Here is a 24,861-nt window from a genome sequence, read left to right on the forward strand (position 1 = left end):
CCGGGTGCATCCTTTACGCCTGCCCCCGCATGCGATCAAGAGACGCAGGCAGGGCAGGGGTTGACGTGCGCCCCGCCGAGGTGGCACAGCCCGTGACGGGTTCATGACAGGGGGGCGGCTATGATCGTCGAGACGAGCGAAGCGCGGCTGAAGCGGATGCGGATGCGCAGCTGGCGGCGCGGCACCAAGGAGATGGACCTGATCCTCGGCCCCTGGGCGGACGAGAAGCTTGCCGTGCTCGACGAGGCGACGCTGACGCTTTATGACGCGCTGCTCGAGGAAAACGACCAGGACCTCTATCTGTGGGTGTCGGGGGCGCTGCCCTGCCCGGAGGTCTATGCCGACCTTCTGGCGGTGATCGCCGATTTCGCGCGCTCGCGGCACCTGAACGTGCGCGCCTGAGCCGACGGACCGGGCCGGTTTAACGGAAATTTGTCTTTTCTTCGCGAGTCTCGATGCGGGAACGAGCGGCGGGAGAGACGGATGACCTTTCAAACCCCCATGACGACGCTGCGCGACGAGGCGGAGCGGGATTGCCCGCCGGCGCTTCTGGCCGGCTATCTCGACAGCCTGTCGCTGCTCGAGCGGTTGCACCGGCTGCTGCTCGACGTGATCAAGGACGAGTTCGAGCGCACCGCTGTGCTCGACATCAACCCGGTGCAGGCCTTGCTGCTGTTCAACATCGGCGAGAACGAGGTGACGGCGGGCGAGCTGAAATCGCGCGGCTATTACCAGGGCTCGAACGTCAGCTACAACCTGAAGAAGCTGGTCGAAGCCGGCTACATGCACCATCAGCGCAGCGAGGTCGACCGGCGCTCGGTGCGGGTGCGGCTGACCTCGAAGGGGCGGCGGATGCGCGACGCGGTGGCCGAGATCTTTCGCCGTCAGGCGCGCGGCATGGAGGCGCGCGGCACGCTCGACCTTGCCCGGATCGAGGAGATGAACCGCACCCTGCGCCGGATGGAGCGCTCGTGGAGCGAACAGATCCGCTACATCTATTGACGCGCGACTGACGCCGGGGCGGGCTTGCCGGGCCCCGGCGCGCCGTGCTTCCCTGCATCCGGGCTGCGGGAGGGCGGCCGGCGCGGCAGGGAGGAACGGATGCGGCGGATGATGCGGATCGGGGCGCGGGTGCTGCTTGCGGTGGTGGTGATTGCCATCGCGGCGGGGATCTGGAAGCGCGAGGAAATCACCCGGCTGATTGCGGTGAACGGGCTGTTTTCGGAACAGCGGATCGTGCAGAACTTCTCGCACATGGATCGGCTGTTCCGCTCGCGCGTGCTCGATCGCGGCACCGGGCCGGTCTCGCCGCTGCCCGCGGGCGTGGCGGAACCGATCGGCCCGGTCGAGCGCGACTGGATCACCCGTCGCGCCGTCACCGCGGTCGTGATGCTGCGCGCGGGGCAGATCGTGCAGGAGGACTATTTCCTCGGCACCGGGGCGGACGATCTGCGGATCAGCTGGTCGATGGCGAAATCGGTGCTGTCGGCGCTCTTCGGCACGGTGGTGGCCGAGGGCAGGATTCCCGATCTCGATGCGCAGGTGACGCAATATGTGCCGGCCCTGAAGGGTTCGGCCTATGACGGCACGACGATCCGCGACGTGCTGACCATGTCCTCGGGCGTCGCCTTCAACGAGGACTACATGGACTTCGGTTCCGACATCAACCGCATGGGCCGGGTGCTGGCGCTTGGCGGCTCGATGGATGCCTTCGCGGCCTCGCTGAAGACGCGGGCGACGGCGCCCGGCAGCCACATGCACTATGTCTCGATCGACACGCATGTGCTGGGCATGGTGATCCATGGTGCCACCGGGCGCGATCCGGTCGAACTGATGCAGGAGCGGATCATCGCGCCGATGGGGCTCGAGGCGAGCCCGGTGATGCTGACCGACGGCGAGGGCACGGGCTTCGTGCTGGGCGGGCTGAACCTGCGCACCCGCGATTATGCCCGGATCGGCCAGATGTTCCTGCAAAAGGGCTTCTGGAACGGCCGCCAGATCGTGCCGGCCGATTGGGTCGCGGCCTCGACCGCGCATCAGGCGGTGGACGGGGCGGGCTATGGTTTCCAGTGGTGGGTGCCGGTCGACAATGCCGATCACGGCGGCGACTACATGGCGCGCGGGATCTATGGCCAGTACATCTACGTGAACCCCGCGGCGGGCGTGGTGATCGCGGTGAACAGCGCCGATCGCGGCTTTGATGCCGAGGGCGTCAACGAGGAAAACCTTGCGATGTTCCGCGCCCTCGCGCAGGCTGCTCCCTGAGGGGGAGCGCGCGATGGAGATGGAGCCTTCGGTCAACGTGCTGGGCGGGCCGCTCGAGCTGTGCTCGGGGGCGCCGCGCACCGGCTTCTTCCGCGACGGGCATTGCAACACCTGCTGGGAGGATGCCGGGGCGCATACCGTCTGTGCGGTGATGACGGCCGAGTTCCTGGCCTGGTCGAGCTATGTCGGCAACGATCTCGTCTCGCCGCGGATCGAACTCGGGTTCACCGGGCTGAAACCCGGCGACCGCTGGTGCCTGTGCGCGGGGCGCTTCCTCGAGGCGCATGACGAGGGCTGCGCGCCGCCTGTCGTGCTCGAGGCGACGCATGCGCGCACGCTCGAGCTGGTGCCGCTCGAGGTGCTGCGGCTTTACCGGGTGCTGTCGCCGTTCTGAGCCGGATCGGCGACCGGGGTCCAGAGCACGTCCTCGATCCGCGGCGCCGAGGTGGCGAGCATCACCAGCCGGTCGAAGCCGAGCGCGATGCCGCTGGCCGCGGGCATCTGGGCGAGGGCGGCGAGGAAATCCTCGTCGATCGGGTAACGCTCGCCATAGATCCGGGCCTTCTCCTCCATCTCCAGCTCGAAGCGGTGGCGCTGTTCGGCGGCATCGGTCAGCTCGCCGAAGCCATTCGCCAGCTCGACCCCGCAGGCATAGAGCTCGAACCGCTCGGCGACGCGGTCGTCATCGGGGGCGGGGCGGGCGAGCGCCGCCTCGGCGGCCGGATAGCGGTCGAGGATCGTGGCGCGGCCATGGCCGAGATGCGGTTCGACCTTCTCGACCAGCACCTTCGACAGCATCAGTGACCAGGTGTCGTCGTCGCCGACCCCGATCCCCACGGCGCGGCACTGCGCGCGCAGGGCTTCGGCGTCGGTCTCGGCGCCGCGGCAGGTGGCCAGCAGGTCGATGCCGGCATGGCGGGCAAAGGCCTCGGCCACGCTCAGCCGCTCGGGCGCGGCGAAGGGATCGCAGTCGATGCCGCGATAGCGGAACACCCGCACCCCCGCCGCCTCGGCCGCCAGCCGCAGCATCGCCGCGCAATCGTCCATCAGCACGGTGTAATCCTCGCCCACCCGATACCATTCGAGCATGGTGAACTCGGGGCTGTGGCGGCTGCCGCGCTCGCGGTTGCGCCAGACATGGGCGAAGGCGAAGATCCGCCGCTCGCCCGCCGCGAGCAGCTTCTTCATCGCGAATTCGGGCGAGGTGTGCAGATACATCGGATGCGGCAGCCCGTCATTGCCGATCGCGGTGGTGGTGAAGGCGTGCAGATGCGCCTCGTTGCCGGGGCTGATCTGCAGGGCCGAGGGATCGACCTCGATGAAGTCGCGCGCCTCGAGCCAGTCCCCGATCGCGCGCCGGGTCCGGTTGCGCGCGAGCAGGATCGGGCGGCGGTCGGCATGCCGTTCGGCGTTCCACCACGGGGTCTCGGACATGTTCTGTGGCTTTCGACTGGAAATTCCGTTGCGGATGGTTTAGGCGCTCAGCCATCCGGGCGCCAGAGCCTGCCTTCTACAACCAGGGACCGCAATCATGGCCAAAGTCATCGCCTCCTCGATCCGCAAGGGCAACGTCCTCGATATGGACGGTGTTCTCTACATCGTGCTCACCGCCGAAAACGTTCACCCGGGCAAGGGCAACTCGGTGACCCAGGTCGAAATGCGCCGCATCTCGGACGGGGTGAAGGTGTCGGAGCGCTGGCGCACCGTGGACAGCGTCGAGAAGGCGCATGTCGACGAGGCCGAGTATGACTTCCTCTACGAGGACGGCGAAGGCTATCACTTCATGAACCCCGAAACCTACGACCAGATCGCGGTGAGCGAGGATGTCGTGGGCGACGCCAAGGTCCACCTGCGCGACGGCATCCGGGTGTGGATGCTGACCCACGAGGGTGTGGCGCTGTCGATCGAGCTGCCGCAGAAGGTCACCGTCGAGGTCGAGGAGACCGAGCCGGTGGTCAAGGGCCAGACCGCCTCGTCCTCCTACAAGCCCGCGACCTGCACCGGCGGCATCCGCGTGATGGTGCCCCCGCATATCGGCGTCGGCACCAAGATCATCATCAACACCACCGACAACTCCTACGTCGAGCGTGCGAAGGAGTGATCCTTCGCCCCGACCAGTTTCAAAGGCGCCCTTCGGGGCGCCTTTTGCGTTTTCCGGAGGCTTCCATGGAACAGATCCTTCTGCGCCCGGCCCGTCCGGCGGACGCGGACGCTATCGCCCAGATCTGGCACGCCAGCGCGGGCCACGGCGGGGCGCCGAACCTGCCCTCGCCCGCGTTTCTGCGCGAACGGGTCGGGGCGGCGCTCGGCACGCTCTGGCCCGAGGTGACGGTGGCCGAGGAGGCGGGCGAGATCGTCGCCTTCCTGGCGCTCGCCCCCGCGCGCGGCGTGCTCGAGGAGATCTTCGTGCGGCCGGACCGGATCGGGCGGGGGCTTGGCCGGCAGCTCCTCGATCTGGCAAAGCGGCGGATGCCCGGAGGGTTCACACTCTACACCTGGGCGCAGAATGACGCCGCGCGCGCGTTCTACGAGCGGGCCGGGCTGGTGCTGACGCAAGAAGGGCGGCATCCGGAGCGCGGCCATCCGGTCGTGCATTACGCCTGGATGCCGGCAGGGTGAGCGGGCTCAGCCCTTGCGGCGCAGCCGGATCACCACATCGACGCGGCTGATCTCGGTGCCGGCGGGGGGCTCGGGCAGATGCGCGATTTCCAGCTCCTCGGGCGAGGCATCCGACAGGCGGTTGTCATCTTCCCAGAAGAAATGCGGGTGATCGTCGATCCGGGTGTCGAAATAGCTGCGCGTGCCGTCGACGGTGATCTCGTGCATGATCCCGGCCTCGCAAAAGGCGCGCAGGGTGTTGTAGACGGTGGCGAGCGACACTTTCTCGCCCGCCTCGAGCGCCGCGGCATAGAGGCTCTCGGCGGTGACGTGGCGGTTCAGGCCGTCGCCCACCAGCAGCGACGCCAGCGAAAGCCGCTGCCGCGTCGGGCGCAGCCCGCCCTCGGTCAGCCAGCGCTGACCCCGCTCATGTGCAAGCATCGTTGTCACGGTCATGTCTCCCAGCCCCATCTATATTTCATGAAAGCCGAGGCTTTCAATGGACAATCGCCCCGCGACAGGGCGCGCGGGGGCTGCAATGGCTGCGCCTGCGGCGGGGGCGGCCCTTGCACGTGCGCCTGCGCGGGTGATAGAGGGGAGGGGCAAACCACTGGGGGGATACGTGCCGATGGCTGGCTTTCCGACAAGCTTCGGGAAAGAGGATCTGCTGAAATGCGCGCGCGGCGAACTGTTCGGGCCGGGCAATGCCCAACTGCCGGCGCCGCCGATGCTGATGATGGACCGCATCACCGAGATCTCGGCCGATGGCGGGCTGCATGGCAAGGGCCATGTCGTCGCCGAATTCGACATCACCCCGGACCTGTGGTTCTTCGACTGCCATTTCCCGGGCAACCCGATCATGCCCGGCTGCCTCGGCCTTGACGGGCTGTGGCAGCTGACCGGCTTCAACCTCGGCTGGCGTGGCTGGCAGGGGCGGGGCTATGCGCTCGGCGTCGGCGAGGTCAAGCTCACCGGCATGGTGCGCCCGGACCGCAAGATGCTGACCTACAAGGTCGATTTCACCAAGGCGCTGCTGACGCGCCGGCTGACCATGGGCGTCGCCGACGGGATCGTCGAGGCCGATGGCGAAGTGATCTACATCGTCAAGGACATGAAGGTCGCGCTCTCCGAGAGCTGACCCCCGAACATTGAGGAGGCCACCATGCGCCGCGTCGTCATCACCGGTCTGGGCATCGTCTCGCCGATCGGCAATTCCGCCGACGAAGTCACCGCCAGCCTGAAGGCTGGCCGCTCGGGCATCGTCTTCGCGCCCGATTACGCCGAGCACGGCTTCCGCAGCCAGGTCAAGGGCGAGCCGAAGATCACGCTCGAGGATCACATCGACAAGCGCAACCTGCGCTTCATGGGGCCGGGCGCCGCCTATGCCTTCCTGTCGATGGAACAGGCGATCGCCGATGCCGGGCTTGAAGAGAGCGACGTGTCGAACCCGCGCACCGGGCTGATCGTCGGTTCGGGCGGGCCCTCGACCTCGAACTTCTTCGAGGCGCACCAGACCGTCATCACCAAGGGCGCGCCGAAGCGCATGGGGCCGTTCATGGTCACGCGCTGCATGTCCTCGACCGCCTCGGCCTGCCTTGCCACGCCCTACAAGATCAAGGGCGTGAACTATTCGATCACCTCGGCCTGCTCGACCTCGGCGCATTGCATCGGCAACGGCACCGAGCTGATCCAGATGGGCAAGCAGGACATCGTCTTTGCCGGCGGCGGCGAGGAGCTGCACTGGACGCTCAGCTGCCTGTTCGACGCGATGGGGGCGATGAGCTCGAAATACAACGACACGCCCGAGACCGCGAGCCGTCCCTTCGACGCGACCCGCGACGGCTTCGTCATCGCCGGCGGCGGCGGCATCGTGGTGCTCGAGGAGCTCGAACACGCGAAGGCGCGCGGTGCCAAGATCTATGCCGAGGTCACCGGCTATGGCGCCACCTCGGACGGCTACGACATGGTTGCGCCCTCGGGCGAGGGCGGCGAGCGCTCGATGCGGCTTGCGCTGAGCACCCTGCCCGAAGGCCGGCAGGTCAGCTACATCAACGCGCATGGCACCTCGACCTCCGCGGGCGACGTCACCGAGATCGAGGCCGTGCGCCGCGTCTTCGGCGAGGGGGCGGTGCCGCCGGTCTCCTCGACCAAGTCGCTCACCGGCCACAGCCTGGGCGCGACCGGTGTGCACGAGGCGATCTATTGCCTCCTGATGATGCAGGGCGGCTTCATCACCGCCTCGGCCAACGTCACCCAGCTTGACCCGGCGATCCGGCCCGAGGAAATTGCCACCTCTCTGCGCGAGAACGTGGAGTTCGACTCGGTCCTGTCGAACAGCTTCGGCTTCGGCGGCACCAACGCGACTCTGGTGATGAGCAAATATCAGGACTGAACGGGACAGGCAGGACATGGCAGACTTGATGAAGGGCAAGCGCGGCCTGGTGATGGGGGTCGCGAACGACCGCTCGATCGCCTGGGGCATCGCGTCGGCGCTGGCGGCGGAAGGGGCGGAGCTTGCCTTTTCCTATCAGGGCGAGGCCTTCGGCAAGCGGGTGGAGCCTCTGGCGGCTTCCGTCGGCTCGACGTTGCTCGTCGATGTCGACGTGAACGACGACGCGAGCCTAGATGCCGCCTTCGCGCGGCTGAAGGAGGAATGGGGCACGATCGATTTCCTGATCCATGCCATCGCCTATTCCGACAAGCACGAGCTGACCGGGCGGTTCATCAACACCAGCCGCGAGAACTTCAAGAACTCGATGTGCATCTCGGTGTTCAGCTTCATCGACGTGGCGCGCCGCGCCGCCGAGCTGATGCCCGAGGGCGGCTCGCTGGTGACGCTGACCTATGGCGGTTCGAACCGGGTGACGCCGTTCTACAACGTAATGGGCGTGGCGAAGGCGGCGCTCGAATCCTCGATGCGCTATCTGGCGAACGACCTCGGCCCGCAGGGGATCCGGGTCAACGCGATCTCGCCCGGGCCGATGAAGACCCTGGCCGGCGCCGCGATCGGCGGCGCGCGCAAGACCTTCCGCCACACCGAGGCGAACAGCCCGCTGCGGCAGAACGCGACGCTCGAGGCCGTGGGCGGCACCGCGGTCTGGCTGTGCTCGGACTATGGCGCGTGCTCGACCGGCGATATCGTGATGGTCGATTGCGGCTATCACGTGCTTGGCATGCCGCAGCCCGACAACCTCTGAGCTGCATCGCGGCACAGGATGCGAGGGGCCCTTCGGGGCCCCTTTTCGTTGCGGCTCAGTCCTTCGCGGGCGGCTCGACCTCGCGCAGCTCGCGCCGCAGCCGCGGCGTTTCCTTCTGGAACGCCTCGGCATCGCCGAAATCGCAGAACTCGCCGTAATAGCCATGCGCGCCCTTCATCCGCCGCGCGTGCTTGATCGGGCACCAGTATTTCTCGGTCCGCGCCGCCACCTCGCGGACATAGGCGATGACGCCGTTGCCATAGCTGCAATACATGCAGTTCAGCTTCTGGATCCCGTTCAGATAGGCAAGGTGATGGCGGTCGATCACCACATGGTCGCGCCGGCGCACCTTCTGGATGCCGTAGACTGGAAAGCAGATCGTCTGATAGATCGTCACGAAGAGGTCGAGCAGCGCGAAGGGGATCACCACCGCATAGATCAGCGGCGCAGTCAGCACGACCAGCGGCCGGGTGCGGCGCAGGAACAGCCACAGGTTGACGCGTGCATGGCGATGCGCCTCGCGCACGCCCTCGCCAAAGACCACCCGCCCGCGGTCGAGGTGGTAATTCAGCCGTTCGCGCCGGTTTTCCCATTCCGCCTCGATCTGCGCCTCGAGCTCTGCGAGGCGCGCCTGCATCTTTTCCAGCGTCTCGGGCATGGTCTTCTCCTTCTTTGTCGCTAAGGTAGCGGGGCAGGGGCCGGTGCCAAGAGGGAAAACATGACCGAAGTTCAGTTCTTTACCGCCGATGACGGGGCGCGGATCGCCTATCGCGACGAGGGCGAGGGGCCGGCGGTGCTGGCGCTGGCGGGGCTCACCCGCACCGGGCGCGACTTCGACTATGCGATGCCGGCGCTGACGGGCTGCCGGGTGATCCGGATGGATTACCGCGGCCGCGGCGACAGCGCCTGGACCGGCGCCGCCACCTATACCGTGCCGCGCGAGGGGGCGGATGCGCTGGCGCTGCTCGACCATCTCGGGCTGGCCTCGGCGGCGATCCTCGGCACTTCGCGCGGCGGGCTGATCGGCATGTATCTGGCCGCTGTCGCCAGGCCGCGTGTCACCGGGCTGTGCCTGAACGACGTCGGCCCGGCGCTGGAGAAGGACGGGCTGATGAAGATCTTCGCCTATATCGGCCGCAATCCGGTGGCGCAGACCTTCGACGAGCTGGCGGCAAAGCTGCCTTCGGTGATGGCGGGGTTCGAGGGCGTGCCGGCAAGCCGCTGGCGCGAGGAGGTCGAGCGCCATTACCTCGAGACGCCCGAGGGGGTGACGATCAACTATGACCCGGCGCTGCGCGACGCCTTCGTCTCGGCCTTCCCGGCCGATGGCAGCGTGCCCGAGGCCTGGCCGCTGTTCGACGCCTGCGAGGGGCTGCCGCTTGCGCTGATCCGCGGCGCGAATTCCGATCTGCTGGGCGCGGGGGCCGCGGCCGAGATGCGCCGCCGCCGCCCCGACATGCTGTTTGCCGAGGTGCCGGGCCGCGCCCATATCCCCTTCCTCGACGAGCCCGAGGCGGTCGCGGTGCTCAGGGACTGGGTGGCGCGGCTGTGAGCGCGGCGCGGGTGAGCGGGCAGCGCTCACCGGCATAGAACGTGTCGAGGAGGCGCGCGAAGACCGGCTCGCGCCCCTCCGAGGCCGCCTCGAAGAGCGTGGCGCAGGAGCGCAGCTTCAGCGCATCGACGGGGCCCATGATGTCCACGATCGGCGTGTCGGGGTGGGTGAGCACCGCCTCGGCCGCCGCGATCAGGTTCGCGCGCAGGGTGGGGTCGGCCAGATAGGCGCGCGCCTCGGCGAGATCGCGCAGCCCGTATTCCAACGCCCGCGACGAGCGGCCGAGGGCGGCGAGCTGCGGGAAGATCCACCAGATCCAGTGCGTGAGCTTCCGCCCCGCGCGGAGCTCGCGTAGGGCAATGGGCAGGTCACGGGATTGCGGGGCGTGGAAGCGGTGGGGCATGGGGGGAGCTGACTCAATTGGCTTCATATTTAAGGGGATATACAGCTACCCATTCTGTCCATGGTTAAATGGGGGCTGACGGTTAAGTGTTCCTCGGCGTTTTGAGATCCAGACCTCTTCCGGAGGGAGGCACTTCACGCATTATCCTGTTTTCAATCATGTGGGATGCTTCTCTGAATAAAAAATAGAGGTCTTTTGATTCGGAGAGGTCTCTAATGATAGGGGAATCTCTCTGCATTATTTCCAAAAGATCGCGCAACTTCTTATGTGCGGAAATTCGCCGGGCCTTGCTATTTTCCTCCAGATCTCTGTTTATATCTAGGAGAACCTCAGATATCCACGGGGCGTCATCTCTGAAAAATCCCGCGAGCATGGGGAGGAATATTGATGAGCTCGCTTCGCTGTGTCCCAGCTCCATTATCCTAAACATCATTTTCGGATTCTGTCGAGGCCGTCTCGCTGAGTTGAGAGAGCCATCTTGTTGAGATAAGGAAATCTCGCGAAACTTGTTCTCCAAAGAACGCACGGTTGCCACGAGCTCCTCGAGAACTTGGGACTGCGTCCTTTTGCTTTTTTCAGATGTTTCCTTTGCTGGGACTTTCTTTAGGTCTTCTTCGAATGTTGCCCACAGGGGATCGAAACGCTTGCTGAGCACCTCGTCAGAAGTCGGATTATCAGAGTGTTTATTGATTGATATTACCACCTCTCTCATCGAGTCCTTTTCAAGTTTTTTTGCTTGAAACTGAGCTAGAGGCCCGGAGATGTCGCTGAAATCAAGGTCGAACAGAAGCGGGATGACTCGCGCATCTTGCATTGATTTTGAAAGTGCTCCCGACTCAAATAAGATCCAGTCTGCATTCAGATTTTCGGGTGTTATGCAAATTATCCCAAAGTTAGCGGCCTCGAGCTCCCCCGCTACGGACTGGGCCCAACGTTCACCCGCAGAAATATCTTTGTCAGAAACCCATGGCTCGACCCCTTCTAAGATGATTGGAAGCCAGTCTTTTAGTGCTGTGGCGACTGCTCTGCTGCGAGTGCCGCTCCAGCTGATAAATACTTTCATTTTATCCCCACACCCCCACAAATTCCCGCCATTCGCCCTTGCTCATGCCAGACGTCTCCTGCGTCACCGCTTCCCCGGCCAGCCGGCGTTTCAGCACCTCGACCGCCTTCCCCGACAGGGTCTGCCCGCCCAGACGGTAATCCTCGAAGGCCTCGTAGGCGGCGGGGACCCAGTCCTTGACGATCGCGCACATCGTCTCGGCATAGACCCGGATCTCGTATTGCGCATGGGTATCGGCGCGCAGGCGCAGGAAGTGGAAGAGGTTGTGCAGGTCGATCTTCCAGTACCATTGCGTGTAGATGTTCGCGGGCAGGTTCATCCGCGCGAGTTCGCGCGCAAGGCCCAGCTTGCCGGCCTCGGCGTCGGGCGTCAGCATGTCCTCGTAATGGTCATAGCTGCGCATCGCATCCTCGCGCAGCAGGTCGAGCACGCGCGCGGCCTCGGCCCCTTCCAGCACCTGACCGCGGCCCTGGTTGTTCACGGTGGACTGCGCGGCAAGGTTCTCGGGCGCGGGGATGTAGAACTCGCGGTCGAGGATCGAATAGCGCGCCGAATATTCGTTCACGTTGGCGGTGCGGTGGCGGATCCATTGCCGGGCGACGAAGACCGGCAGCTTGACGTGGAACTTGACCTCGCACATCTCGAACGGCGTCGAGTGCCAGTGCCGCATCAGATAGCGGATCAGGCCGCGGTCGTCGCTGACCGCCTTGGTGCCGCGGCCGTAACTCACGCGCGCCGCCTGACAGATCGCCGCGTCGTCGCCCATGTAGTCGATCACCCGCACGAGGCCGTGGTCGAGCACCGGATGCGCGGTATAGAGATGCGCCTCCATCCCCGGGGCGGTGGCGCGCAGGGTGGGGGAGGCGGTGGCGCGCTGTGCGGCGATCTCGGCTTCCTGTTCGGGGGTGAGCGGCATGGGGTCCTCCGGGGATAGATTCGGCTCGTACTATATCTGGCGGGGCGGGTGCGCGGAACCGCGACATGATGCGGGTGTTTCTGGCTGGCCACGGCGGGCGGGCACGACTCTCGCAAACGTGTGCAAGAATTGACTTTCCGGGGGGGCTTGGGCACCCTTCGCGGCGAGGCAGGCTCACAGAAAGACATCCATAATGTGCAGGTTCATTTTGCCGCTGGCGGCGGTTCTCATGATTTCGGCATGCGGCGGGGCGGCCGTGGTCGGACCGGGGGGAGGGGGAACCGGAGGCGGCAGCACGGACAACGGGCCGATCACCTCGGCCGCCGATATCCCCGCCGATCTGCGGGTGAACGTGAATGCCATCGCCTATGACCCCGCGGCCCAGACCCTGAACGTGCAGATCGCCTCGCTCGATTCGACGCCGACAACCGTGCAGTATCGCCGCACCGCCGCGCTCGACGTGGCGGGCTATCAGGCCTATTCGGTGCAGGAAGACGCGCTCGACCGGCTGTTCATCGCGCTTGCGGCGCAGTCGCCCGACGGTTCGGTCTCGGCCACGACGGTGGCGGATGGCGGGCAGTTCAACAAGTATTTCGCCGGCGGTGTCTACACCCGCAAGGGCGCCTTCGAGCGGCCCGAGATCGGCACCGGGCCGGGGGCCGGTCAGGTGTCCTATGCCGGCAACTATGCCGGGTTGCTGAACGGTGGCATCTCGCAGGGGGATCCGACGAGCGTGCTTCTGCCGACCGAGCCGGGCACCGATCCGTCGCTGCTGCCGTCGCAGTCGGCGCGCGTGTCTGGCAACATCTTCCTGAACGCGAACTTTGCCGACAACAGCGTCAACGGCTCGATCTACAACCGGATGGTGGTGGACACGAATACGGCGCTGAGCAACGTGATCCTCGTGGCGACCGACATCACCGAGAACGGCACCTTCGAGGGCAGCGCGGAAGATTCCGACAAGAACCAGATCGGGGCCTATGGCGGCGCCTTCGGCGGGCGCGGGGCGAATTCGGTGGCCGGGCTCGTGCACCTGACCGAGGTCATCCGCGACGTTGACGACGAGCAGGAACATGGCGTCTTCGTGCTGTCGCGTTGCGGCGGTCCGAACGATCCGGGTGGTGTCTGCTCGCAGACTGCGCCGCGCTGACCGCGATGGTCCTGGGTGCGATCCTGCGGCCCGGCCTTCTGGCCGGGCTGTTTGCCGCGGTCCTTGCCGCAAGCGCCGCGGCGCAGGCCCCGCAGGCCCGGGTTCCGGTCGATCAGGCGACGATCCCGCAGCTCGAGATTGCGGCGTCGCAGCTGGCCGCGGCGGGGCGCACGGCCGAGGCACTGCAGCTGGCCGAAGTGCTGTTGCTGCGCGATCCGAAGAACCCGCTCGCGCATTTCATCGTCGGCCAGATCACCTTCCGGGCGGGCAATACCGAGACCGCGCGCCGTGCCGCGCGGGCGAGCTTTGACAGTGCCGAAACGGCGCGTCAGCATTACGAGGCCGCGCGCCTGGCCGCGCAGGTCGCGCTTGCCGACCGGCGCTGGTTTGCGGCGCAATACTGGGCGCGCCACACCATCCAGTATGCGCCGGACGCGAGACACCGCGCCGTGGCGATCGAGGATTTCCGCCACCTGCGCGCCGACAACCCCTGGGACGGGCGGTTGCGCTTCGGCATCAAGCCGTCCGACAACGTCAATGGCGGCGCCGACGGGCGCACCAATGTCATCGATGGCTATGACGCGGTGGGCTGGCTCAGCGGCGATGCGATGGCGCTGCGCGGGGTCGCCGCCACGCTGAATGCCGATGTCAGCTATCGCCTTGCGCGCGATGCGGCAAGCGAGACCCGCCTTGGCGCCGTGGCCTATGCCCGCGCGGTCGAGCTTGCCGGGCGGCCGCAGATGGTGCCGCCCTATCTGCCGGGAACACCCGCGCCCGATCCGGTCGAGATCCACAATTCCGAATTCTCCTCGGCAGCGCTTGGCATGATGCTGGTTCATGCCCGGCGCCTCTCGGCCGATCTGACCGGCCGCGGTCAGCTCGAGCTCGGCCGGTCCTGGCAGGGCGGACGGCCGAATTACGATTACGGTCAGCTGCGCGCCGACCTGATGCGCAGCCTGGGGGCGGGCACCACGCTGAGCTTCGGGGCCTCGTTCGAGCGGCGCGATTGGGTCGATTCGTCGCGGGACGATTTCCTGCGCGCGCTCAACTTCGGCATGAGCCGCGGGCTCGCCGGCGGCACGCTCGGCTTCGGGGTCTCGGCGAGCGAGCTGGACAGCTCGAGCGCGATGGCCCGGTCCTGGGCGGTGTCGGGCTCGGTCAGCTACGAGCCGGGATGGACCCTCGGCCCGGTGCATCTGAGCCTTGGGGCGGGGCTGGCGACGACGGTCTATCCCGATTACTCGATCGCCGGGATGCGGCCGGCGGGCGGGCGGCAGGATGACATGGCCTGGGCCGAGCTGGGCCTGTGGTCGCCGAAGATCGGCTATGCCGCCTTCACCCCCGAGCTGAAGCTGCAGGCGCTTGGCGTCACGAGCAACGTCAGCCGCTTCACCCGCAGTGAGGTGTCGGTGGCGCTTGGCTGGCGTTCGGCATTCTGACTGGACAGGCGGGCGCCGCGCCTTAGCTTCGGCGCGACAGGAGGTGAGACATGAAAATCCGTTATCTGCACACCATGGTCCGGGTGCTCGACCTTGAAAGGAGCATGGCCTTCTTCGAGCTTCTGGGCCTGAAGGAAACGCGCCGGATCGACAACGAGGGCGGCCGCTTCACCCTCGTCTTCATGGCGCCCGAGGGGCAGGAAGACTGCCCGGTCGAGCTGACCTGGAACTGGGACGGCGACGCCGGTCTGCCCTCCGACAGCCGCCATTTTGGCCATCTCGCCTATGGCGTCGAGGACATCTATGCGATGTGCGAGAAGCTGCAGGCGGCCGGGGTGACGATCAACCGCCCGCCGCGCGATGGTCACATGGCCTTCGTGCGCTCGCCCGACAACATCTCGATCGAGCTGTTGCAGATCGGCGCGGCGAAGGCGCCGGCCGAGCCCTGGCTCAGCATGCCCAACACCGGGCACTGGTGACCCGGCTCACCGCTTGAAGCGGTCGGCAAGCTTTTCGAGCGGCGTGCGGGGGTCTTCCCCGGGCGCCGCCTCCCGTGCCGCTTCGGCTGCGGGTTTCGCGGTGGCCGCGCCCTCGGTCTTCGGGGCCTTCGTCCCGGCCGAGCTGCGCGGCGGCGCGGTGCGCAGCGACACCGCGTTCAGGAAGCGGCTCTCGTCGCCCGCGGCAAGCGCCGGCGCCCCGTCCGAGATCCCGCGCAACAGGTCGTCGAGCCACGCCTGTTCCGCCTTGGCGAAATCGGCCAGCACGTAATTCGCCACCCGCGCCTTGTCGCCCGGATGGCCGATGCCAAGCCGCACCCGGCCATAGGCCTCGCCCAGGTGGGCGTGGATCGAGCGCAGCCCGTTGTGCCCGGCATGCCCGCCGCCGTGCTTGAGCCGGCACTTGCCGGGGGCGAGGTCGAGCTCGTCGTGGAAAACGGTGATCTCCTCGAGCGGGATCTTGTAGAAATCCGCCGCCGCCCGCACCGAGCGGCCCGAGTCGTTCATGTAGGTCTCGGGTTTCAGCAAGATCACCCGGCTCGAGCCGAAGCGCCCCTCGCTGACCTGGCCGTGATAGCCCTTGCGCCAGGGCCCGAAGCCGTGGTCCGCGGCGATCCGGTCGACGGCCATGAAGCCGATGTTGTGCCGGTTGCCGGCGTATTTCTCGCCCGGATTGCCGAGCCCGACCCAAAGCTTCATGCGCGTTCTCCTTTCGCGCCTTCTAGCCCGGTCGGGGTCCGCGTTCCAGCCCCGGCGGGGGCAGGGCGCGCGCGGCGGATCCTTCGCCTTGCGGTTGCCCCCCGGCCGGGTCCATTCTGCCGCGCAGGGACCGGGCCGGAGCGGCCGGGCAGGAGGAGGACGCAAGGATGGGCGAGCATTTCACCGCGATGGTGATCCGCGATCACGAGGGCAAGCCGAAGGCGGGGTTCGAGGAACTGACCCTCGCCGATCTGCCCGACAACGACGTGCTGGTCGAGATCAGCCACTCGAGCCTGAACTACAAGGACGGGCTCGCGGTCAGCGGCAAGGGCCGGATCGCGCGGCGCCTGCCGATGGTGGCGGGGATCGACCTTGCCGGCACGGTGGTCGAAAGCCGCGCGCCCGACTGGGGGCCGGGGGACCGGGTGGTGGTGAACGGTTGGGGTCTGTCCGAGACCGAATGGGGCGGCTACAGCCGGTTCCAGCGGCTGAAACCCGGCCAGCTGACGCGGCTGCCCGCGGGCTTCACGGCCGAAGAGGCGATGGCGATCGGCACGGCGGGCTACACCGCGGCGCTGTGCGTGCTGGCGCTCGAGGACTGGGGCGTGATCCGGCCCCGCGCGGGCGAGGTGCTGGTCACCGGCGCGGCGGGCGGCGTCGGCACCGTGGCGATCGCGCTTCTGGCGGCGCGCGGCTATGCCGTCACCGCGGCGACCGGCCGGCCCGAGCAGCACGACTTCCTGGCGGGGCTTGGCGCGACGGGTTTCGTCGACCGCGCGGACCTCGCCACGCCGGGCAAGATGCTGCAGGCCGAGCGCTGGTCGGGCGCGGTCGATACCGTGGGCAGCACGACGCTGGCGAATGTGCTGGCGCAGACCGTCTATGGCGGCGCGGTCGCGGCCTGCGGTCTTGCGGGCGGTGCCGATCTGCCGGCTTCGGTCATGCCGCATATCCTGCGCGGCGTGGCGCTTCTGGGCGTCGATTCCGTGATGGCGCCGCAGGAGAAGCGCCGCCGCGCGTGGGACTTCCTCGATGCCCATCTCGACCGGGCCAAGCTTGCCAGCCTGACCACCACCGCGCCGTTCTCGGATCTGCCCGAGCTTGCCCGCCGCATCGTCGCCGGCGAGACCCGCGGCCGCACCGTGATCGTGCTCAAATGACCGTGCGATTGTAACCGTCGCAATCGCAGCCCTTCCGGTCCGCCTGCGGCGGGCGTAAGCAGGCCGGACACGGACCGGAGGGCGGATATGAAGGTCTTCATCAACGGGTTTGGTCGGATCGGGCGCTCGGTGCTGCGGGCGCTGATGCGCGAGCGGGCGAAGGGCGGCGGGCGCTGGCCCGGGCTCGAGATCGTCGGCATCAACGACATCGCCAAGGCCGAGATCAGCGCCTATCTCTTCGCCTGGGACTCGGTCTTCGGCCCCTGGCCGGGCGAGGCGCGGCTTGATGGCGCCGCGCTGGTGATCGACGGCGTGGCGATCCCGCTGCATCACGAGCCCGACCTCAGCCGGCTCGACCTGTCGGGCGTCGACGTGGTGATGGAATGCACCGGCCGCGCCGACACGGCCGAGATCGCCGGCCGCGGCCTTGCGGCCGGGGCGCGGCGGGTGCTGATCTCGGGCCCCTCGAAGGCGGCCGAGCTGACCGTGGTTCTGGGCGCGAACGAGGAGAAGCTCGGCGCGCAGCGCATCGTGTCGAACGCCAGCTGCACCACCAATGCGCTCGCGCCGCTGCTGCGGCTGATCGACCGGGAGTGGGGCGTGGTCACCGGCTCGATGACCACGGTGCATTGCTACACCGGCAGCCAGCCCACGGTCGACGCGCCGGCGGCCGATTTCGCCCGCTCGCGCGCCGCGGCGCTGTCGATGGTGCCGACGACGACCTCGGCCGGGCGGCTTGTCGACGAGGTGCTGCCGCATCTGGCGGGCCATGTCATCGCGCAGGCGGTGCGGGTGCCCACGGCCTCGGTCTCGGCGGTCGATCTGGCGCTCGTCACCGAGCGGCCGACGACGATCGAGGCGGTGAATGCCGCCTTCCGTGCCGCGGGGGGCGTGATCGGCGCGACCGACCTGCCGCTGGTCAGCACCGACCTGCGGGCGCGGCCCGAAAGCGTGGTCATGGCCTGCCCCGAGACGAAGCGCACCGCGGGGGGCATGCTGCGCGTCTTCGGCTGGTATGACAACGAATGGGGCTTCTCGAACCGGATGCTCGACGTGACCTGCCGGATGGCGTGACGCGCGCCCCGGAGACGGCAAATCCCCGACAGCAAAAGCCCCGCCAATGGCGGGGCTTTCGCATGTCCGGATGTCCTGCGCCGGTTAGCGGCGGTCGCCCATGAACTGCAGCAGGAACATGAACAGGTTCAGGAAGTCGAGGTAGAGCTGCAGCGCGCCGAGGATCGCGGCCTTGCCGACGAAATCGTGGTCCGAGGCCGCGAGCTGCAGGTAGGTGTTCTTGATGTTCTGCGTGTCATAGGCGGTCAGCCCGGCGAAGATCAGCACGCCGATCACCGAGATCGCGAACTGCAGCGCGCTCGACGCGATGAAGAGGTTGAGCAGCGAGGCGACGATCAGACCGATCAGGCCCATCATCAGGAACGACCCCATCGCCGACAGGTCGCGCTTGGTGGTGTAACCGTAGAGCGACAGACCCGCGAAGGAGATCGCGGTGACGAGGAAGGTCTGCGCGACCGAGATGCCGGTGTAGGCGGCAAAGATGAAGCTGATCGAGAGCCCCATCAGCGCCGAATAGCCCAGAAAGACCATCTGCGCGGTCGAGGTGCTCATCTTGTTGATCATCGCGCCGAAGGCGAAGACCACCGCGAGCGGGGCGAGCATCACCACCCATTTCAGCCCGGTGCCGAAGATCGCGGCGACGAGCTGCGGGTTCGAGCCCACGCCCCAGGCGACCGCGCCGGTGATCAGCATCGCCACCGACATCAGCCCGTAGACCTTGTTCATGTGGGTGCGCAGACCCTCGTCGATATAGGCGGAGCGCTGGCCCGCCGCGGCCCTGCGCATCGTGTCGAACTCAGCCATGAAAACCTCCGTGCATGTCCCTTTGGCGGCCCCTGAGGCCGCTTTCCGCCCCGATATTGGAAGCGGGGCGGCGCATTTCAAGCGCTTTCCGGCCGGAAAATGCAGGCGCAGAAACACGATGGCGGGAGCGGGGGCCGGGATCGGCTCAGTGGCCGGGCCGGTCGAACCAATGTGCCGGCGCATCCCAGAACGGCCGCTCGGTCTCCTGCATCGCCTCGCGCGGGTCGATGCCGGCATCGGCCATCAGCCGCGGATCGAGGAAAGTCAGCGCACGCCGGCTGCGGCGCAGGCTCTGCCAGCCGAGCAGCGTTGCAAGCAGGCTGCGCGACCGGCGCAGCGGGGCGAAAAGGCGCAGGGTGCGGATCATTTCCGTCTCCTTTCGTGAACTCGGTGTCCTGATCTTCACGAAAGTTGATACATCTTGACGTATCCATCAGCATAACGAAAGATTGTGCGGGTTACTATCAAGGATCGTGATGATGCCCCGCAACCTTGACCTTGCCGCGCTGCGCGCCGTGCTGGTTGTCACCGAAGCCGGTTCGGTGACCCGTGCGGCCGCACTGCTCAATCTGACGCAATCGGCGGTCTCGATGCAGATCCGCCGACTCGAGGAGGCGTTGGGCGTCGCGCTCTTCAACCGCCGCGCGCGTCGACTCGAGCCCACGGTCGAGGGGCAATGCCTGGTCACCTATGCGCGCCGGATGCTGGCGCTGAACGACGAGGCGCTCGAGGCGCTTGGCCTGACCGAGGAGGTCGAGGAGATCCGCCTCGGCGTGCCGCCCGACATCGTGGCGCCGCAGATTCCGGCGATCTTGCGGCTGATGGCGGTGCAGGCGCCGCGGCTGCGCATCACCCTGACCACCCATGCCAGCCGCGAGCTGCGGGTGCGGCACGAGGCGGGCGATCTCGACCTGATCCTGACCACGGAAACCGCACCGGGGCCGGGGGGCGAGGTGCTTGACGAGCGCCGCCTCGTCTGGCTGGGCGCGCCGGGGCTGCGCGCCGAGCACGAGCGGCCGCTGCGCATCGCCTTCGCCGAGATCTGCGCCTTCCGCCCGATCGCGATTGCCGCGCTTGACGGGGCGGGCATCGCCTGGCGCAACGCGATGGAGGGCGACAGCGAACAGGTGGTCGATGCGACCGTCGCCGCGGGGCTGGGGGTTTCGGTGCGGCTCGAGGGCTATTACCCGCCCGGCTGCATGGAGCTCGGCCCCGAGGCCGGGCTACCCGATCTCGGCCGGTCCTGCATCTGTCTGTATGATGGCGGCCGCGCCCGGGGCGCGATCGCCGATGCGCTGCGCGCCGAGATCGTGCGCGCCTATCGCCCCTCGGCCATCGCCGCCTGAGGCGCGGTCAGCACCACCACCTTGCCGGTCGAGCGCCGCGTGCGCAGCATCTCGAGCGCCTCGGCGGTCTGCTCGAGCGGGAAGCGGGCCGAGATATGCGGCGTCAGCCCGCCCTCGGCGAACCAGCCGAAGAGCGTCGCCATCGACGTGGTCAGCACCTTCGGATCGAGCGTGAGATAGCCGCCCCAGTAGAGACCGTGGATCTCGAGGTTCTTCACCAGCGCGTGGTTCAGCTTCAGCATGGGCGGCTCGCCCGCGGCAAAGCCGATCACCAGGAACCGCCCGCCCGGCTTCAGCGCGGCAAAGGCGGCCTCGCCCGCGGCCCCGCCAAGCGCGTCATAGACGACATCGGCCCCGCCCGCGGCCTTCAGCGCGGCCTTGAGATCGGGCGTCTCGCTGTCGATCAGCACATCGGCGCCGGCGGCCTGCGCCACGGCCAGCTTTTCCTGCCCACGGGCCAGCGCGATCACCCGCGCCCCCATCCGCTTGCCGATCTCGACCGCGGTCAGCCCGACGCCGCCGGCCGCGCCCAGCACCACGAGCGTCTCGCCCGGCGCAAGCCGCGCGCGGGTCGACAGCGCGACATGCGAGGTGCCATAGGCGATCTGGAACGCCGCCGCCGCCTCGAAGCTCATCGCCTCGGGCAGGGGGGTGCAGCGCGTCTCGGGAAAGACGCCGGCCTCGGCCAGCCCGCCTTGGCCCGAGAACACCGCAACCCGGGTGCCGGGCGCGATCGTCGTGCCCGGACCGGCCGCGGTGACGGTGCCGGCCAGTTCCATTCCCATCACGAAGGGGCAGGCGGGGGTGTCCTGATATTTCCCCTCGATCATCAGCAGGTCGGCGAAGTTGAGCCCGCAGGCGGCGATCGCGACGGAAAGCTCGCCCGGACCCGGGGCGGGCAGGGGCAGCTCGGTCAGGGTCGGGGCGGTCTTCGTCTCGCTCAGCAGGATGGCGCGCATCGTCTCCTCGGGTCGCTTGGTCGGGCCGGGTGGGCCGGCCGAAATCGGTGTCAGGATAACGGCGGGAGGCGGAGCCGACCAGACCGCCGTTCGTCGGAGCGACGAATCAACCGCGTTGCAGGCTGAGAGGATTTCCCTCGGGGAATTTGCAAATTGCATTGCAAAATGCAAAACACGCTGAGCGCGAAATCAGTTTCTCGACTGCGCCCTTGGGCTGATTTCTTTGAACCTGACCAAAAGGACAAGTCGGCTTGCGGCGGGGTGCCGACGAGACCTGTCTTTTTGGATAGGTTTGCGGTTTTGCGCCGGATTCCCCGCTTTGAGCCGTGATATCCAGAGAAAATAAAGTGGCTTGAGGACGATTGAATGACACACCCGGTTGATGTCCACGTGGGCAAGCGCATCCGCCATCGTCGTTGGATGATCGGCATGACCCAGCAGCAACTGGCCGACAAGGTCGGTATTAAATTTCAGCAGATTCAGAAATACGAAACCGGGATGAACCGTGTGTCGGCCTCCCGTCTTTGGGACATCGCCGACGCGCTCGAAGTGCCCGTCTCCTTCTTCTTCGAAGGTCTTGCCGGCGAGGCGCCGGTGACCGGCGCGGCCGCTCCGGCAGCCGACCTGATGGCCGACAAGGAGGCGCTTGCGCTGGTGCGCTCCTATTATGCCATCCCCGAGGCGCAGCGCCGCCGCCTGTTCGAGCTGGCGAAGGTGCTGTCCGACGCGGCCTGAAAGCCGCCGGCGGAACCGCGGGGTTGACCCGATGCAGGGGGGCGGTTACCGCTCCCCTTGTCATTTGGAGGGGTGCCATGTCGCCGCAACTGTCGTCCACCGAAACCGCCGATCTGATCGCCACCGCCGAGGCGCTGGCCGATGCCGCCCGGCGCGAGAGCCTGCGTCACTTCCGCACCGCGGGCGGGCTTGCCGCCGAGACCAAGGAGACCGAGCGCTTCGACCCGGTGACCGTGGCCGACCGCGCCGCCGAGCGGGCGATGCGCGAGATCCTGGCCGTACGGCGGCCGAAGGACGGCATCTATGGCGAGGAATACGGTGTCGTGCGCGGCGAAAGCGGGCTGACCTGGGTGCTCGATCCGATCGACGGCACCCGCGGTTACATGTCGGGCACGCCGACCTGGGGGGTGCTGGTCGCGCTCTCCGAGGAGACCGCCGAGGGGCCGGGCCAGCCGCTGCTGGGGGTGATCGATCAGCCCTATATCGGCGAGCGCTTCGTCGGCGGTTTCGGTGCGGCGCAGGTGACCGGTCCGCTGGGGCGCGCCGAGCTTGCCGTGCGCGCGCCGCGCAAGCTGTCCGATGCGATCCTGTTCTCGACCTTCCCCGAGGTCGGCACCGCCGAGGAGGGCGCGGCCTTCGCCCGCCTGTCGCGCGAGGTGAAGCTGACCCGCTATGGCACCGACTGCTACGCCTATGCGCTGATCGCGGCGGGGCAGATCGACCTGGTCGTCGAGGCCGGGCTGCAGCCCTATGACGTCGGCGCGCCGATCGCGGTGATCGAGGCCGCAGGCGGCGTCGTCACCGACTGGGAAGGCGGCCCCGCCTGGCGCGGCGGCCGCGTGCTGGCCGCGGCGAATGCCGAGATCCATGCCGCCGCGATGGCGGTGCTCAACGCCTGAGCGGGCCACCGGCCGCGGTCGGGCGAGGGGGCCTTCCGCCCCCACTTTCGCTTGCGCGAAATTCACCCCCCGAGGATATTTGAGGCAATTGGAAGGGGGAGGGAGCATGCGTGAGATCGTGATCCGCGGTGCAGAGGTCGTCGTCACCATGGACGGCGCGCGCCGCGAGCTGAAGGGCGCCGATGTGCTGGTCCGCGGCGGGGTCATCGCCGCGGTGGGCGAGGGGCTGGGCAGCGCGGGCGAGGTGGTCTCGGCACGCGGCTGCGTGGTGACGCCGGGGCTCGTGAACACCCACCACCACCTTTACCAGAGCCTGACGCGGGCGGTACCGGGCGGGCAGGATGCGCTGCTCTTCGGCTGGCTGACCACGCTCTATCCGATCTGGGCGAAGATGGGGCCCGAGGAGATCCGGGTCTCGGCGCTGACCGGGCTGGCCGAACTTGCGCTGAGCGGCTGCACCCTGACCTCGGATCACCTCTATCTCTTCCCGAACGGTGCGCGGCTCGAGGACACGATTGCCGCGGCGGGCGAGATCGGGCTGCGCTTTCACCCGACGCGCGGCGCGATGTCGATCGGCGAGAGCGCGGGCGGGTTGCCGCCCGACAGTCTGGTCGAACGCGAGGAGGCGATCCTGAACGACTGCATCCGCGTCATCGACGCCTTCCACGACCCGCGCCCGGGGGCGATGGTGCGGGTGGGGGTGGCGCCGTGCTCGCCCTTTTCGGTCTCGCGCGGGCTGATGCGGGACGCGGCGCTTCTGGCGCGCGACAAGGGGGTGATGCTGCACACCCATCTGGCCGAGAATGACGAGGACATCGCCTATTCTCTGGCGCAGTTCGGCTGTCGGCCCGGGCAATATGCCGAGGATCTGGGCTGGACCGGCGATGACGTCTGGCACGCGCATTGCGTCAAGCTCGATACGGCCGAGATTGACCTGTTCGCCCGCAGCCGCACGGGTGTCGCGCATTGCCCCTGTTCGAATTGCCGGCTCGGCTCGGGCATCGCGCCGGTGCGGGCGATGCGCGACGCCGGCGTGCGGGTCGGGCTGGGCGTCGACGGCTCGGCGAGCAACGATGCCGGCAATCTGATCGGCGAGGCGCGGCAGGCGATGCTGCTGCAGCGCGTGCAGAACGGCGCCGATGCGATGTCGGTGCGCGAGGCGCTGGAGATCGCGACGCTCGGCGGTGCGCAGGTTTTGGGCCGCGACGATTGCGGCAGTCTGGCGCCCGGGCAGCGCGCCGATATCGCGGTCTGGGATGTCTCGGGGCTTGAGGCGGCCGGCGCCTGGGACCCGGTCGCGGCGCTGCTTCTCGCGGGGCCGCCGCGGGTCAGGCACCTCTTCGTCGAGGGCCGGCAGGTCGTGCGTGACGGCCGTCTGACCACCATCGATCTGCCGCGGGTGATCGAGGAGCAGACCCGCCTTGCCCGCGCGCTGGCGGGCTGAGGCCGCTCAGAGCAGCCCGCGCCGCGCCGCCTCGATCGCCGCCTCGGCGCGCGAGGCGATGTTCAGCTTGCGGTAGATGTTCTTCACATGCGTGCCCACGGTCTGTGCGCCGATGCCGAGGGCATGGGCCGCCTCGGGGATGGTCAGGCCGCGGCCGATGGCGCGCAGCACCTCGGTTTCGCGCTGCGTCAGGGCGACGGCGGGGTCGACCGGGGCCGGCGTGGCGGGGCTGCGCAGCCGCTCGAGCAGGCGCCGTGCGATCCGCGGCGAGATCGCCACCTCGCCGCGTTCGAGCCCGGCAAGCCGCGCCTCGATCCCGGCCAGATCCTCGCCCTTCAGCAGATAGCCATGCGCCCCCGCGCCAAGCGCGCGCAGCACCGTGCCGTCATCCTCGAAGACGGTGGTGACGATCGCCGTGGCGTTGGTGTCGCCCGCCAGCTCGGCGATCAGCGCATCGCCCGAACCGTCGGGCAGGCCGAGGTCGACAAGCGCGATCAACGGCCGGTCGATGTCGCGGTTCCGGCGCAGCCAGTCGCGCGCCTCGGCGAGCGAGCCGGCCTCGCCCGGGCGGGCGCCGAAGATCCGCGCCGCCAGCTCGGCCATCGCGCGGCGCAGCGGCGCCATGTCCTCCACGATCAGCACCTGTCGGTCCCCGTCCATC

The 24,861-nt window shown here is 67.9% G+C and carries 30 protein-coding genes; 19 read left to right on the forward strand and 11 right to left on the reverse strand.

The features are described 5' to 3' along the window. The first annotated feature begins 123 nt into the window (after positions 1-123). The 4 genes from DYS74_RS08320 (at position 124) to DYS74_RS08335 (ending at position 2,659) form a co-directional block, all read left to right on the forward strand. Complete coding sequence (locus DYS74_RS08320; protein ID WP_121532980.1) at positions 124-402, forward strand: FAD assembly factor SdhE; 279 nt, start codon at positions 124-126, stop codon at positions 400-402. A gap of 81 nt (positions 403-483) precedes the next feature. Next, positions 484-1,002, forward strand: a complete 519-nt coding sequence (locus tag DYS74_RS08325; protein ID WP_121532757.1) for a MarR family winged helix-turn-helix transcriptional regulator — start codon at positions 484-486, stop codon at positions 1,000-1,002. Positions 1,003-1,101: 99 nt separating this feature from the next. Then, complete coding sequence (locus DYS74_RS08330) at positions 1,102-2,265, forward strand: serine hydrolase domain-containing protein (RefSeq protein ID WP_121532759.1); 1,164 nt, start codon at positions 1,102-1,104, stop codon at positions 2,263-2,265. A gap of 13 nt (positions 2,266-2,278) precedes the next feature. Beyond that, positions 2,279-2,659 (forward strand): DUF2237 family protein, encoded by a 381-nt coding sequence (locus DYS74_RS08335; RefSeq protein ID WP_121532761.1) that lies wholly within the window; start codon positions 2,279-2,281, stop codon positions 2,657-2,659. On the opposite strand, the gene epmA is transcribed toward DYS74_RS08335, so the two are convergent. Continuing rightward, positions 2,635-3,699: an EF-P lysine aminoacylase EpmA gene (gene epmA / locus DYS74_RS08340; RefSeq protein ID WP_121532763.1), complete on the reverse strand. Its 1,065-nt coding sequence runs from the start codon at positions 3,697-3,699 to the stop codon at positions 2,635-2,637. The two genes, DYS74_RS08335 and epmA, sit on opposite strands and share 25 nt — an antisense overlap. Positions 3,700-3,796: 97 nt before the next feature. Between epmA and efp the strand changes: the two genes are divergently transcribed. Beyond that, positions 3,797-4,366: an elongation factor P gene (gene efp, locus DYS74_RS08345; protein ID WP_121532765.1), complete on the forward strand. Its 570-nt coding sequence runs from the start codon at positions 3,797-3,799 to the stop codon at positions 4,364-4,366. Positions 4,367-4,431: 65 nt separating this feature from the next. Next, a complete protein-coding gene (locus DYS74_RS08350; RefSeq protein ID WP_121532767.1) occupies positions 4,432-4,884 on the forward strand; it encodes a GNAT family N-acetyltransferase in 453 nt (150 codons plus the stop codon). A gap of 6 nt (positions 4,885-4,890) precedes the next feature. On the opposite strand, the gene irrA is transcribed toward DYS74_RS08350, so the two are convergent. Next, a complete protein-coding gene (gene irrA, locus DYS74_RS08355; RefSeq protein WP_281272460.1) occupies positions 4,891-5,319 on the reverse strand; it encodes an iron response transcriptional regulator IrrA in 429 nt (142 codons plus the stop codon). A gap of 172 nt (positions 5,320-5,491) precedes the next feature. Between irrA and fabA the strand changes: the two genes are divergently transcribed. Genes fabA through DYS74_RS08370 form a run of 3 tightly spaced genes read left to right on the forward strand, consistent with a single transcriptional unit; the run spans position 5,492 to position 8,060 of the window. Beyond that, positions 5,492-6,001, forward strand: coding sequence for a bifunctional 3-hydroxydecanoyl-ACP dehydratase/trans-2-decenoyl-ACP isomerase (gene fabA / locus DYS74_RS08360; RefSeq protein ID WP_121532769.1), 510 nt, complete (start codon positions 5,492-5,494; stop codon positions 5,999-6,001). A gap of 24 nt (positions 6,002-6,025) precedes the next feature. Next, positions 6,026-7,255, forward strand: a complete 1,230-nt coding sequence (fabB, locus tag DYS74_RS08365) for a beta-ketoacyl-ACP synthase I (RefSeq protein WP_121532771.1) — start codon at positions 6,026-6,028, stop codon at positions 7,253-7,255. A gap of 16 nt (positions 7,256-7,271) precedes the next feature. After that, positions 7,272-8,060 carry an enoyl-ACP reductase FabI gene (locus DYS74_RS08370; protein ID WP_121532773.1) on the forward strand — a complete coding sequence of 263 codons (789 nt, stop codon included), beginning with the start codon at positions 7,272-7,274 and terminating at the stop codon, positions 8,058-8,060. A 55-nt stretch (positions 8,061-8,115) separates the two neighbouring features. On the opposite strand, the gene DYS74_RS08375 is transcribed toward DYS74_RS08370, so the two are convergent. Continuing rightward, the gene (locus DYS74_RS08375) at positions 8,116-8,718 is read right to left on the reverse strand and encodes a hypothetical protein (protein WP_121532775.1); all 603 of its coding nucleotides are present in this window, start codon (positions 8,716-8,718) and stop codon (positions 8,116-8,118) included. Between the two features lie 60 nt (positions 8,719-8,778). Between DYS74_RS08375 and DYS74_RS08380 the strand changes: the two genes are divergently transcribed. Beyond that, entirely contained in the window at positions 8,779-9,612 is an 834-nt protein-coding gene (locus DYS74_RS08380; RefSeq protein WP_121532777.1) for an alpha/beta fold hydrolase, read from the forward strand. Here DYS74_RS08380 and DYS74_RS08385 read toward each other — a convergent pair. The 3 genes from DYS74_RS08385 to thyX form a co-directional block, all read right to left on the reverse strand. Then, complete coding sequence (locus tag DYS74_RS08385) at positions 9,587-10,015, reverse strand: DUF1810 domain-containing protein (protein ID WP_121532779.1); 429 nt, start codon at positions 10,013-10,015, stop codon at positions 9,587-9,589. The two genes, DYS74_RS08380 and DYS74_RS08385, sit on opposite strands and share 26 nt — an antisense overlap. Before the next feature lie 82 nt (positions 10,016-10,097). Further along, positions 10,098-11,078: a toll/interleukin-1 receptor domain-containing protein gene (locus DYS74_RS08390; RefSeq protein ID WP_121532781.1), complete on the reverse strand. Its 981-nt coding sequence runs from the start codon at positions 11,076-11,078 to the stop codon at positions 10,098-10,100. A gap of 1 nt (position 11,079) precedes the next feature. Beyond that, on the reverse strand, positions 11,080-11,994 hold the full coding sequence (gene thyX, locus DYS74_RS08395; protein ID WP_113898989.1) for an FAD-dependent thymidylate synthase: 915 nt from the start codon (positions 11,992-11,994) through the stop codon (positions 11,080-11,082). Positions 11,995-12,223: 229 nt separating this feature from the next. Between thyX and DYS74_RS08400 the strand changes: the two genes are divergently transcribed. Genes DYS74_RS08400 through DYS74_RS08410 form a run of 3 tightly spaced genes read left to right on the forward strand, consistent with a single transcriptional unit; the run spans position 12,224 to position 15,062 of the window. Then, on the forward strand, positions 12,224-13,144 hold the full coding sequence (locus DYS74_RS08400; protein ID WP_147435476.1) for a transferrin-binding protein-like solute binding protein: 921 nt from the start codon (positions 12,224-12,226) through the stop codon (positions 13,142-13,144). A 5-nt stretch (positions 13,145-13,149) separates the two neighbouring features. Further along, positions 13,150-14,583, forward strand: a complete 1,434-nt coding sequence (locus tag DYS74_RS08405; RefSeq protein ID WP_121532785.1) for a hypothetical protein — start codon at positions 13,150-13,152, stop codon at positions 14,581-14,583. Positions 14,584-14,633: 50 nt separating this feature from the next. Next, on the forward strand, positions 14,634-15,062 hold the full coding sequence (locus DYS74_RS08410; RefSeq protein ID WP_121532787.1) for a VOC family protein: 429 nt from the start codon (positions 14,634-14,636) through the stop codon (positions 15,060-15,062). Between the two features lie 6 nt (positions 15,063-15,068). Here the strand turns inward: DYS74_RS08410 and pth are convergent, their stop codons facing one another. Beyond that, positions 15,069-15,779, reverse strand: coding sequence for an aminoacyl-tRNA hydrolase (gene pth, locus DYS74_RS08415; protein ID WP_121532789.1), 711 nt, complete (start codon positions 15,777-15,779; stop codon positions 15,069-15,071). Between the two features lie 167 nt (positions 15,780-15,946). On the opposite strand from pth, the gene DYS74_RS08420 reads away from it, so the two are divergent. Together DYS74_RS08420 and DYS74_RS08425 are read left to right on the forward strand one after the other, a co-directional pair. After that, complete coding sequence (locus DYS74_RS08420) at positions 15,947-16,939, forward strand: MDR family oxidoreductase (protein ID WP_121532791.1); 993 nt, start codon at positions 15,947-15,949, stop codon at positions 16,937-16,939. Between the two features lie 87 nt (positions 16,940-17,026). Then, positions 17,027-18,013 (forward strand): type I glyceraldehyde-3-phosphate dehydrogenase, encoded by a 987-nt coding sequence (locus DYS74_RS08425; protein ID WP_121532793.1) that lies wholly within the window; start codon positions 17,027-17,029, stop codon positions 18,011-18,013. Positions 18,014-18,097: 84 nt separating this feature from the next. Here DYS74_RS08425 and DYS74_RS08430 read toward each other — a convergent pair whose 3' ends face one another. Together DYS74_RS08430 and DYS74_RS08435 are read right to left on the reverse strand one after the other, a co-directional pair. After that, a complete protein-coding gene (locus tag DYS74_RS08430) occupies positions 18,098-18,817 on the reverse strand; it encodes a Bax inhibitor-1/YccA family protein (protein ID WP_121532795.1) in 720 nt (239 codons plus the stop codon). A gap of 145 nt (positions 18,818-18,962) precedes the next feature. Further along, positions 18,963-19,184 (reverse strand): DUF1127 domain-containing protein, encoded by a 222-nt coding sequence (locus tag DYS74_RS08435; protein ID WP_121532797.1) that lies wholly within the window; start codon positions 19,182-19,184, stop codon positions 18,963-18,965. A 112-nt stretch (positions 19,185-19,296) separates the two neighbouring features. Between DYS74_RS08435 and DYS74_RS18650 the strand changes: the two genes are divergently transcribed. Further along, a complete protein-coding gene (locus DYS74_RS18650) occupies positions 19,297-20,163 on the forward strand; it encodes a LysR family transcriptional regulator (RefSeq protein ID WP_183077488.1) in 867 nt (288 codons plus the stop codon). On the opposite strand, the gene DYS74_RS08445 is transcribed toward DYS74_RS18650, so the two are convergent. After that, the gene (locus DYS74_RS08445; RefSeq protein WP_121532799.1) at positions 20,136-21,122 is read right to left on the reverse strand and encodes an NADPH:quinone oxidoreductase family protein; all 987 of its coding nucleotides are present in this window, start codon (positions 21,120-21,122) and stop codon (positions 20,136-20,138) included. The genes DYS74_RS18650 and DYS74_RS08445 overlap by 28 nt on opposite strands. Before the next feature lie 366 nt (positions 21,123-21,488). On the opposite strand from DYS74_RS08445, the gene DYS74_RS08450 reads away from it, so the two are divergent. The 3 genes from DYS74_RS08450 (at position 21,489) to DYS74_RS08460 (ending at position 24,200) form a co-directional block, all read left to right on the forward strand. After that, positions 21,489-21,857 (forward strand): helix-turn-helix domain-containing protein, encoded by a 369-nt coding sequence (locus DYS74_RS08450; protein WP_121532801.1) that lies wholly within the window; start codon positions 21,489-21,491, stop codon positions 21,855-21,857. Between the two features lie 77 nt (positions 21,858-21,934). Further along, positions 21,935-22,756, forward strand: coding sequence for an inositol monophosphatase family protein (locus DYS74_RS08455; protein WP_121532803.1), 822 nt, complete (start codon positions 21,935-21,937; stop codon positions 22,754-22,756). 106 nt (positions 22,757-22,862) lie between these two features. Beyond that, entirely contained in the window at positions 22,863-24,200 is a 1,338-nt protein-coding gene (locus DYS74_RS08460) for an 8-oxoguanine deaminase (protein WP_121532805.1), read from the forward strand. A gap of 6 nt (positions 24,201-24,206) precedes the next feature. On the opposite strand, the gene DYS74_RS08465 is transcribed toward DYS74_RS08460, so the two are convergent. Next, a complete protein-coding gene (locus DYS74_RS08465; RefSeq protein ID WP_121532807.1) occupies positions 24,207-24,860 on the reverse strand; it encodes a response regulator transcription factor in 654 nt (217 codons plus the stop codon). Position 24,861: the final 1 nt, after the last annotated feature.

The sequence above is a fragment of the Paenirhodobacter hankyongi genome, from assembly GCF_003664585.1.
Lineage (GTDB): Bacteria > Pseudomonadota > Alphaproteobacteria > Rhodobacterales > Rhodobacteraceae > Rhodobacter > Rhodobacter hankyongi.

What these genes read in the sequence shown, in the direction of transcription:
- DYS74_RS08325 (WP_121532757.1), top strand. Translation starts at nt 484, where the DNA reads ATGACCTTTCAAACCCCCATGACGACGCTGCGCGACGAGGCGGAGCGG.
- DYS74_RS08330 (WP_121532759.1), top strand. Translation starts at nt 1,102, where the DNA reads ATGCGGCGGATGATGCGGATCGGGGCGCGGGTGCTGCTTGCGGTGGTG.
- DYS74_RS08335 (WP_121532761.1), top strand. Translation starts at nt 2,279, where the DNA reads ATGGAGATGGAGCCTTCGGTCAACGTGCTGGGCGGGCCGCTCGAGCTG.
- epmA (WP_121532763.1), bottom strand. Translation starts at nt 3,699, where the DNA reads ATGTCCGAGACCCCGTGGTGGAACGCCGAACGGCATGCCGACCGCCGC.
- efp (WP_121532765.1), top strand. Translation starts at nt 3,797, where the DNA reads ATGGCCAAAGTCATCGCCTCCTCGATCCGCAAGGGCAACGTCCTCGAT.
- DYS74_RS08350 (WP_121532767.1), top strand. Translation starts at nt 4,432, where the DNA reads ATGGAACAGATCCTTCTGCGCCCGGCCCGTCCGGCGGACGCGGACGCT.
- irrA (WP_281272460.1), bottom strand. Translation starts at nt 5,319, where the DNA reads ATGACCGTGACAACGATGCTTGCACATGAGCGGGGTCAGCGCTGGCTG.
- fabA (WP_121532769.1), top strand. Translation starts at nt 5,492, where the DNA reads ATGGCTGGCTTTCCGACAAGCTTCGGGAAAGAGGATCTGCTGAAATGC.
- fabB (WP_121532771.1), top strand. Translation starts at nt 6,026, where the DNA reads ATGCGCCGCGTCGTCATCACCGGTCTGGGCATCGTCTCGCCGATCGGC.
- DYS74_RS08370 (WP_121532773.1), top strand. Translation starts at nt 7,272, where the DNA reads ATGGCAGACTTGATGAAGGGCAAGCGCGGCCTGGTGATGGGGGTCGCG.
- DYS74_RS08375 (WP_121532775.1), bottom strand. Translation starts at nt 8,718, where the DNA reads ATGCCCGAGACGCTGGAAAAGATGCAGGCGCGCCTCGCAGAGCTCGAG.
- DYS74_RS08380 (WP_121532777.1), top strand. Translation starts at nt 8,779, where the DNA reads ATGACCGAAGTTCAGTTCTTTACCGCCGATGACGGGGCGCGGATCGCC.
- DYS74_RS08385 (WP_121532779.1), bottom strand. Translation starts at nt 10,015, where the DNA reads ATGCCCCACCGCTTCCACGCCCCGCAATCCCGTGACCTGCCCATTGCC.
- DYS74_RS08390 (WP_121532781.1), bottom strand. Translation starts at nt 11,078, where the DNA reads ATGAAAGTATTTATCAGCTGGAGCGGCACTCGCAGCAGAGCAGTCGCC.
- thyX (WP_113898989.1), bottom strand. Translation starts at nt 11,994, where the DNA reads ATGCCGCTCACCCCCGAACAGGAAGCCGAGATCGCCGCACAGCGCGCC.
- DYS74_RS08400 (WP_147435476.1), top strand. Translation starts at nt 12,224, where the DNA reads ATGATTTCGGCATGCGGCGGGGCGGCCGTGGTCGGACCGGGGGGAGGG.
- DYS74_RS08405 (WP_121532785.1), top strand. Translation starts at nt 13,150, where the DNA reads ATGGTCCTGGGTGCGATCCTGCGGCCCGGCCTTCTGGCCGGGCTGTTT.
- DYS74_RS08410 (WP_121532787.1), top strand. Translation starts at nt 14,634, where the DNA reads ATGAAAATCCGTTATCTGCACACCATGGTCCGGGTGCTCGACCTTGAA.
- pth (WP_121532789.1), bottom strand. Translation starts at nt 15,779, where the DNA reads ATGAAGCTTTGGGTCGGGCTCGGCAATCCGGGCGAGAAATACGCCGGC.
- DYS74_RS08420 (WP_121532791.1), top strand. Translation starts at nt 15,947, where the DNA reads ATGGGCGAGCATTTCACCGCGATGGTGATCCGCGATCACGAGGGCAAG.
- DYS74_RS08425 (WP_121532793.1), top strand. Translation starts at nt 17,027, where the DNA reads ATGAAGGTCTTCATCAACGGGTTTGGTCGGATCGGGCGCTCGGTGCTG.
- DYS74_RS08430 (WP_121532795.1), bottom strand. Translation starts at nt 18,817, where the DNA reads ATGGCTGAGTTCGACACGATGCGCAGGGCCGCGGCGGGCCAGCGCTCC.
- DYS74_RS08435 (WP_121532797.1), bottom strand. Translation starts at nt 19,184, where the DNA reads ATGATCCGCACCCTGCGCCTTTTCGCCCCGCTGCGCCGGTCGCGCAGC.
- DYS74_RS18650 (WP_183077488.1), top strand. Translation starts at nt 19,297, where the DNA reads ATGCCCCGCAACCTTGACCTTGCCGCGCTGCGCGCCGTGCTGGTTGTC.
- DYS74_RS08445 (WP_121532799.1), bottom strand. Translation starts at nt 21,122, where the DNA reads ATGCGCGCCATCCTGCTGAGCGAGACGAAGACCGCCCCGACCCTGACC.
- DYS74_RS08450 (WP_121532801.1), top strand. Translation starts at nt 21,489, where the DNA reads ATGACACACCCGGTTGATGTCCACGTGGGCAAGCGCATCCGCCATCGT.
- DYS74_RS08455 (WP_121532803.1), top strand. Translation starts at nt 21,935, where the DNA reads ATGTCGCCGCAACTGTCGTCCACCGAAACCGCCGATCTGATCGCCACC.
- DYS74_RS08460 (WP_121532805.1), top strand. Translation starts at nt 22,863, where the DNA reads ATGCGTGAGATCGTGATCCGCGGTGCAGAGGTCGTCGTCACCATGGAC.
- DYS74_RS08465 (WP_121532807.1), bottom strand. Translation starts at nt 24,860, where the DNA reads ATGGACGGGGACCGACAGGTGCTGATCGTGGAGGACATGGCGCCGCTG.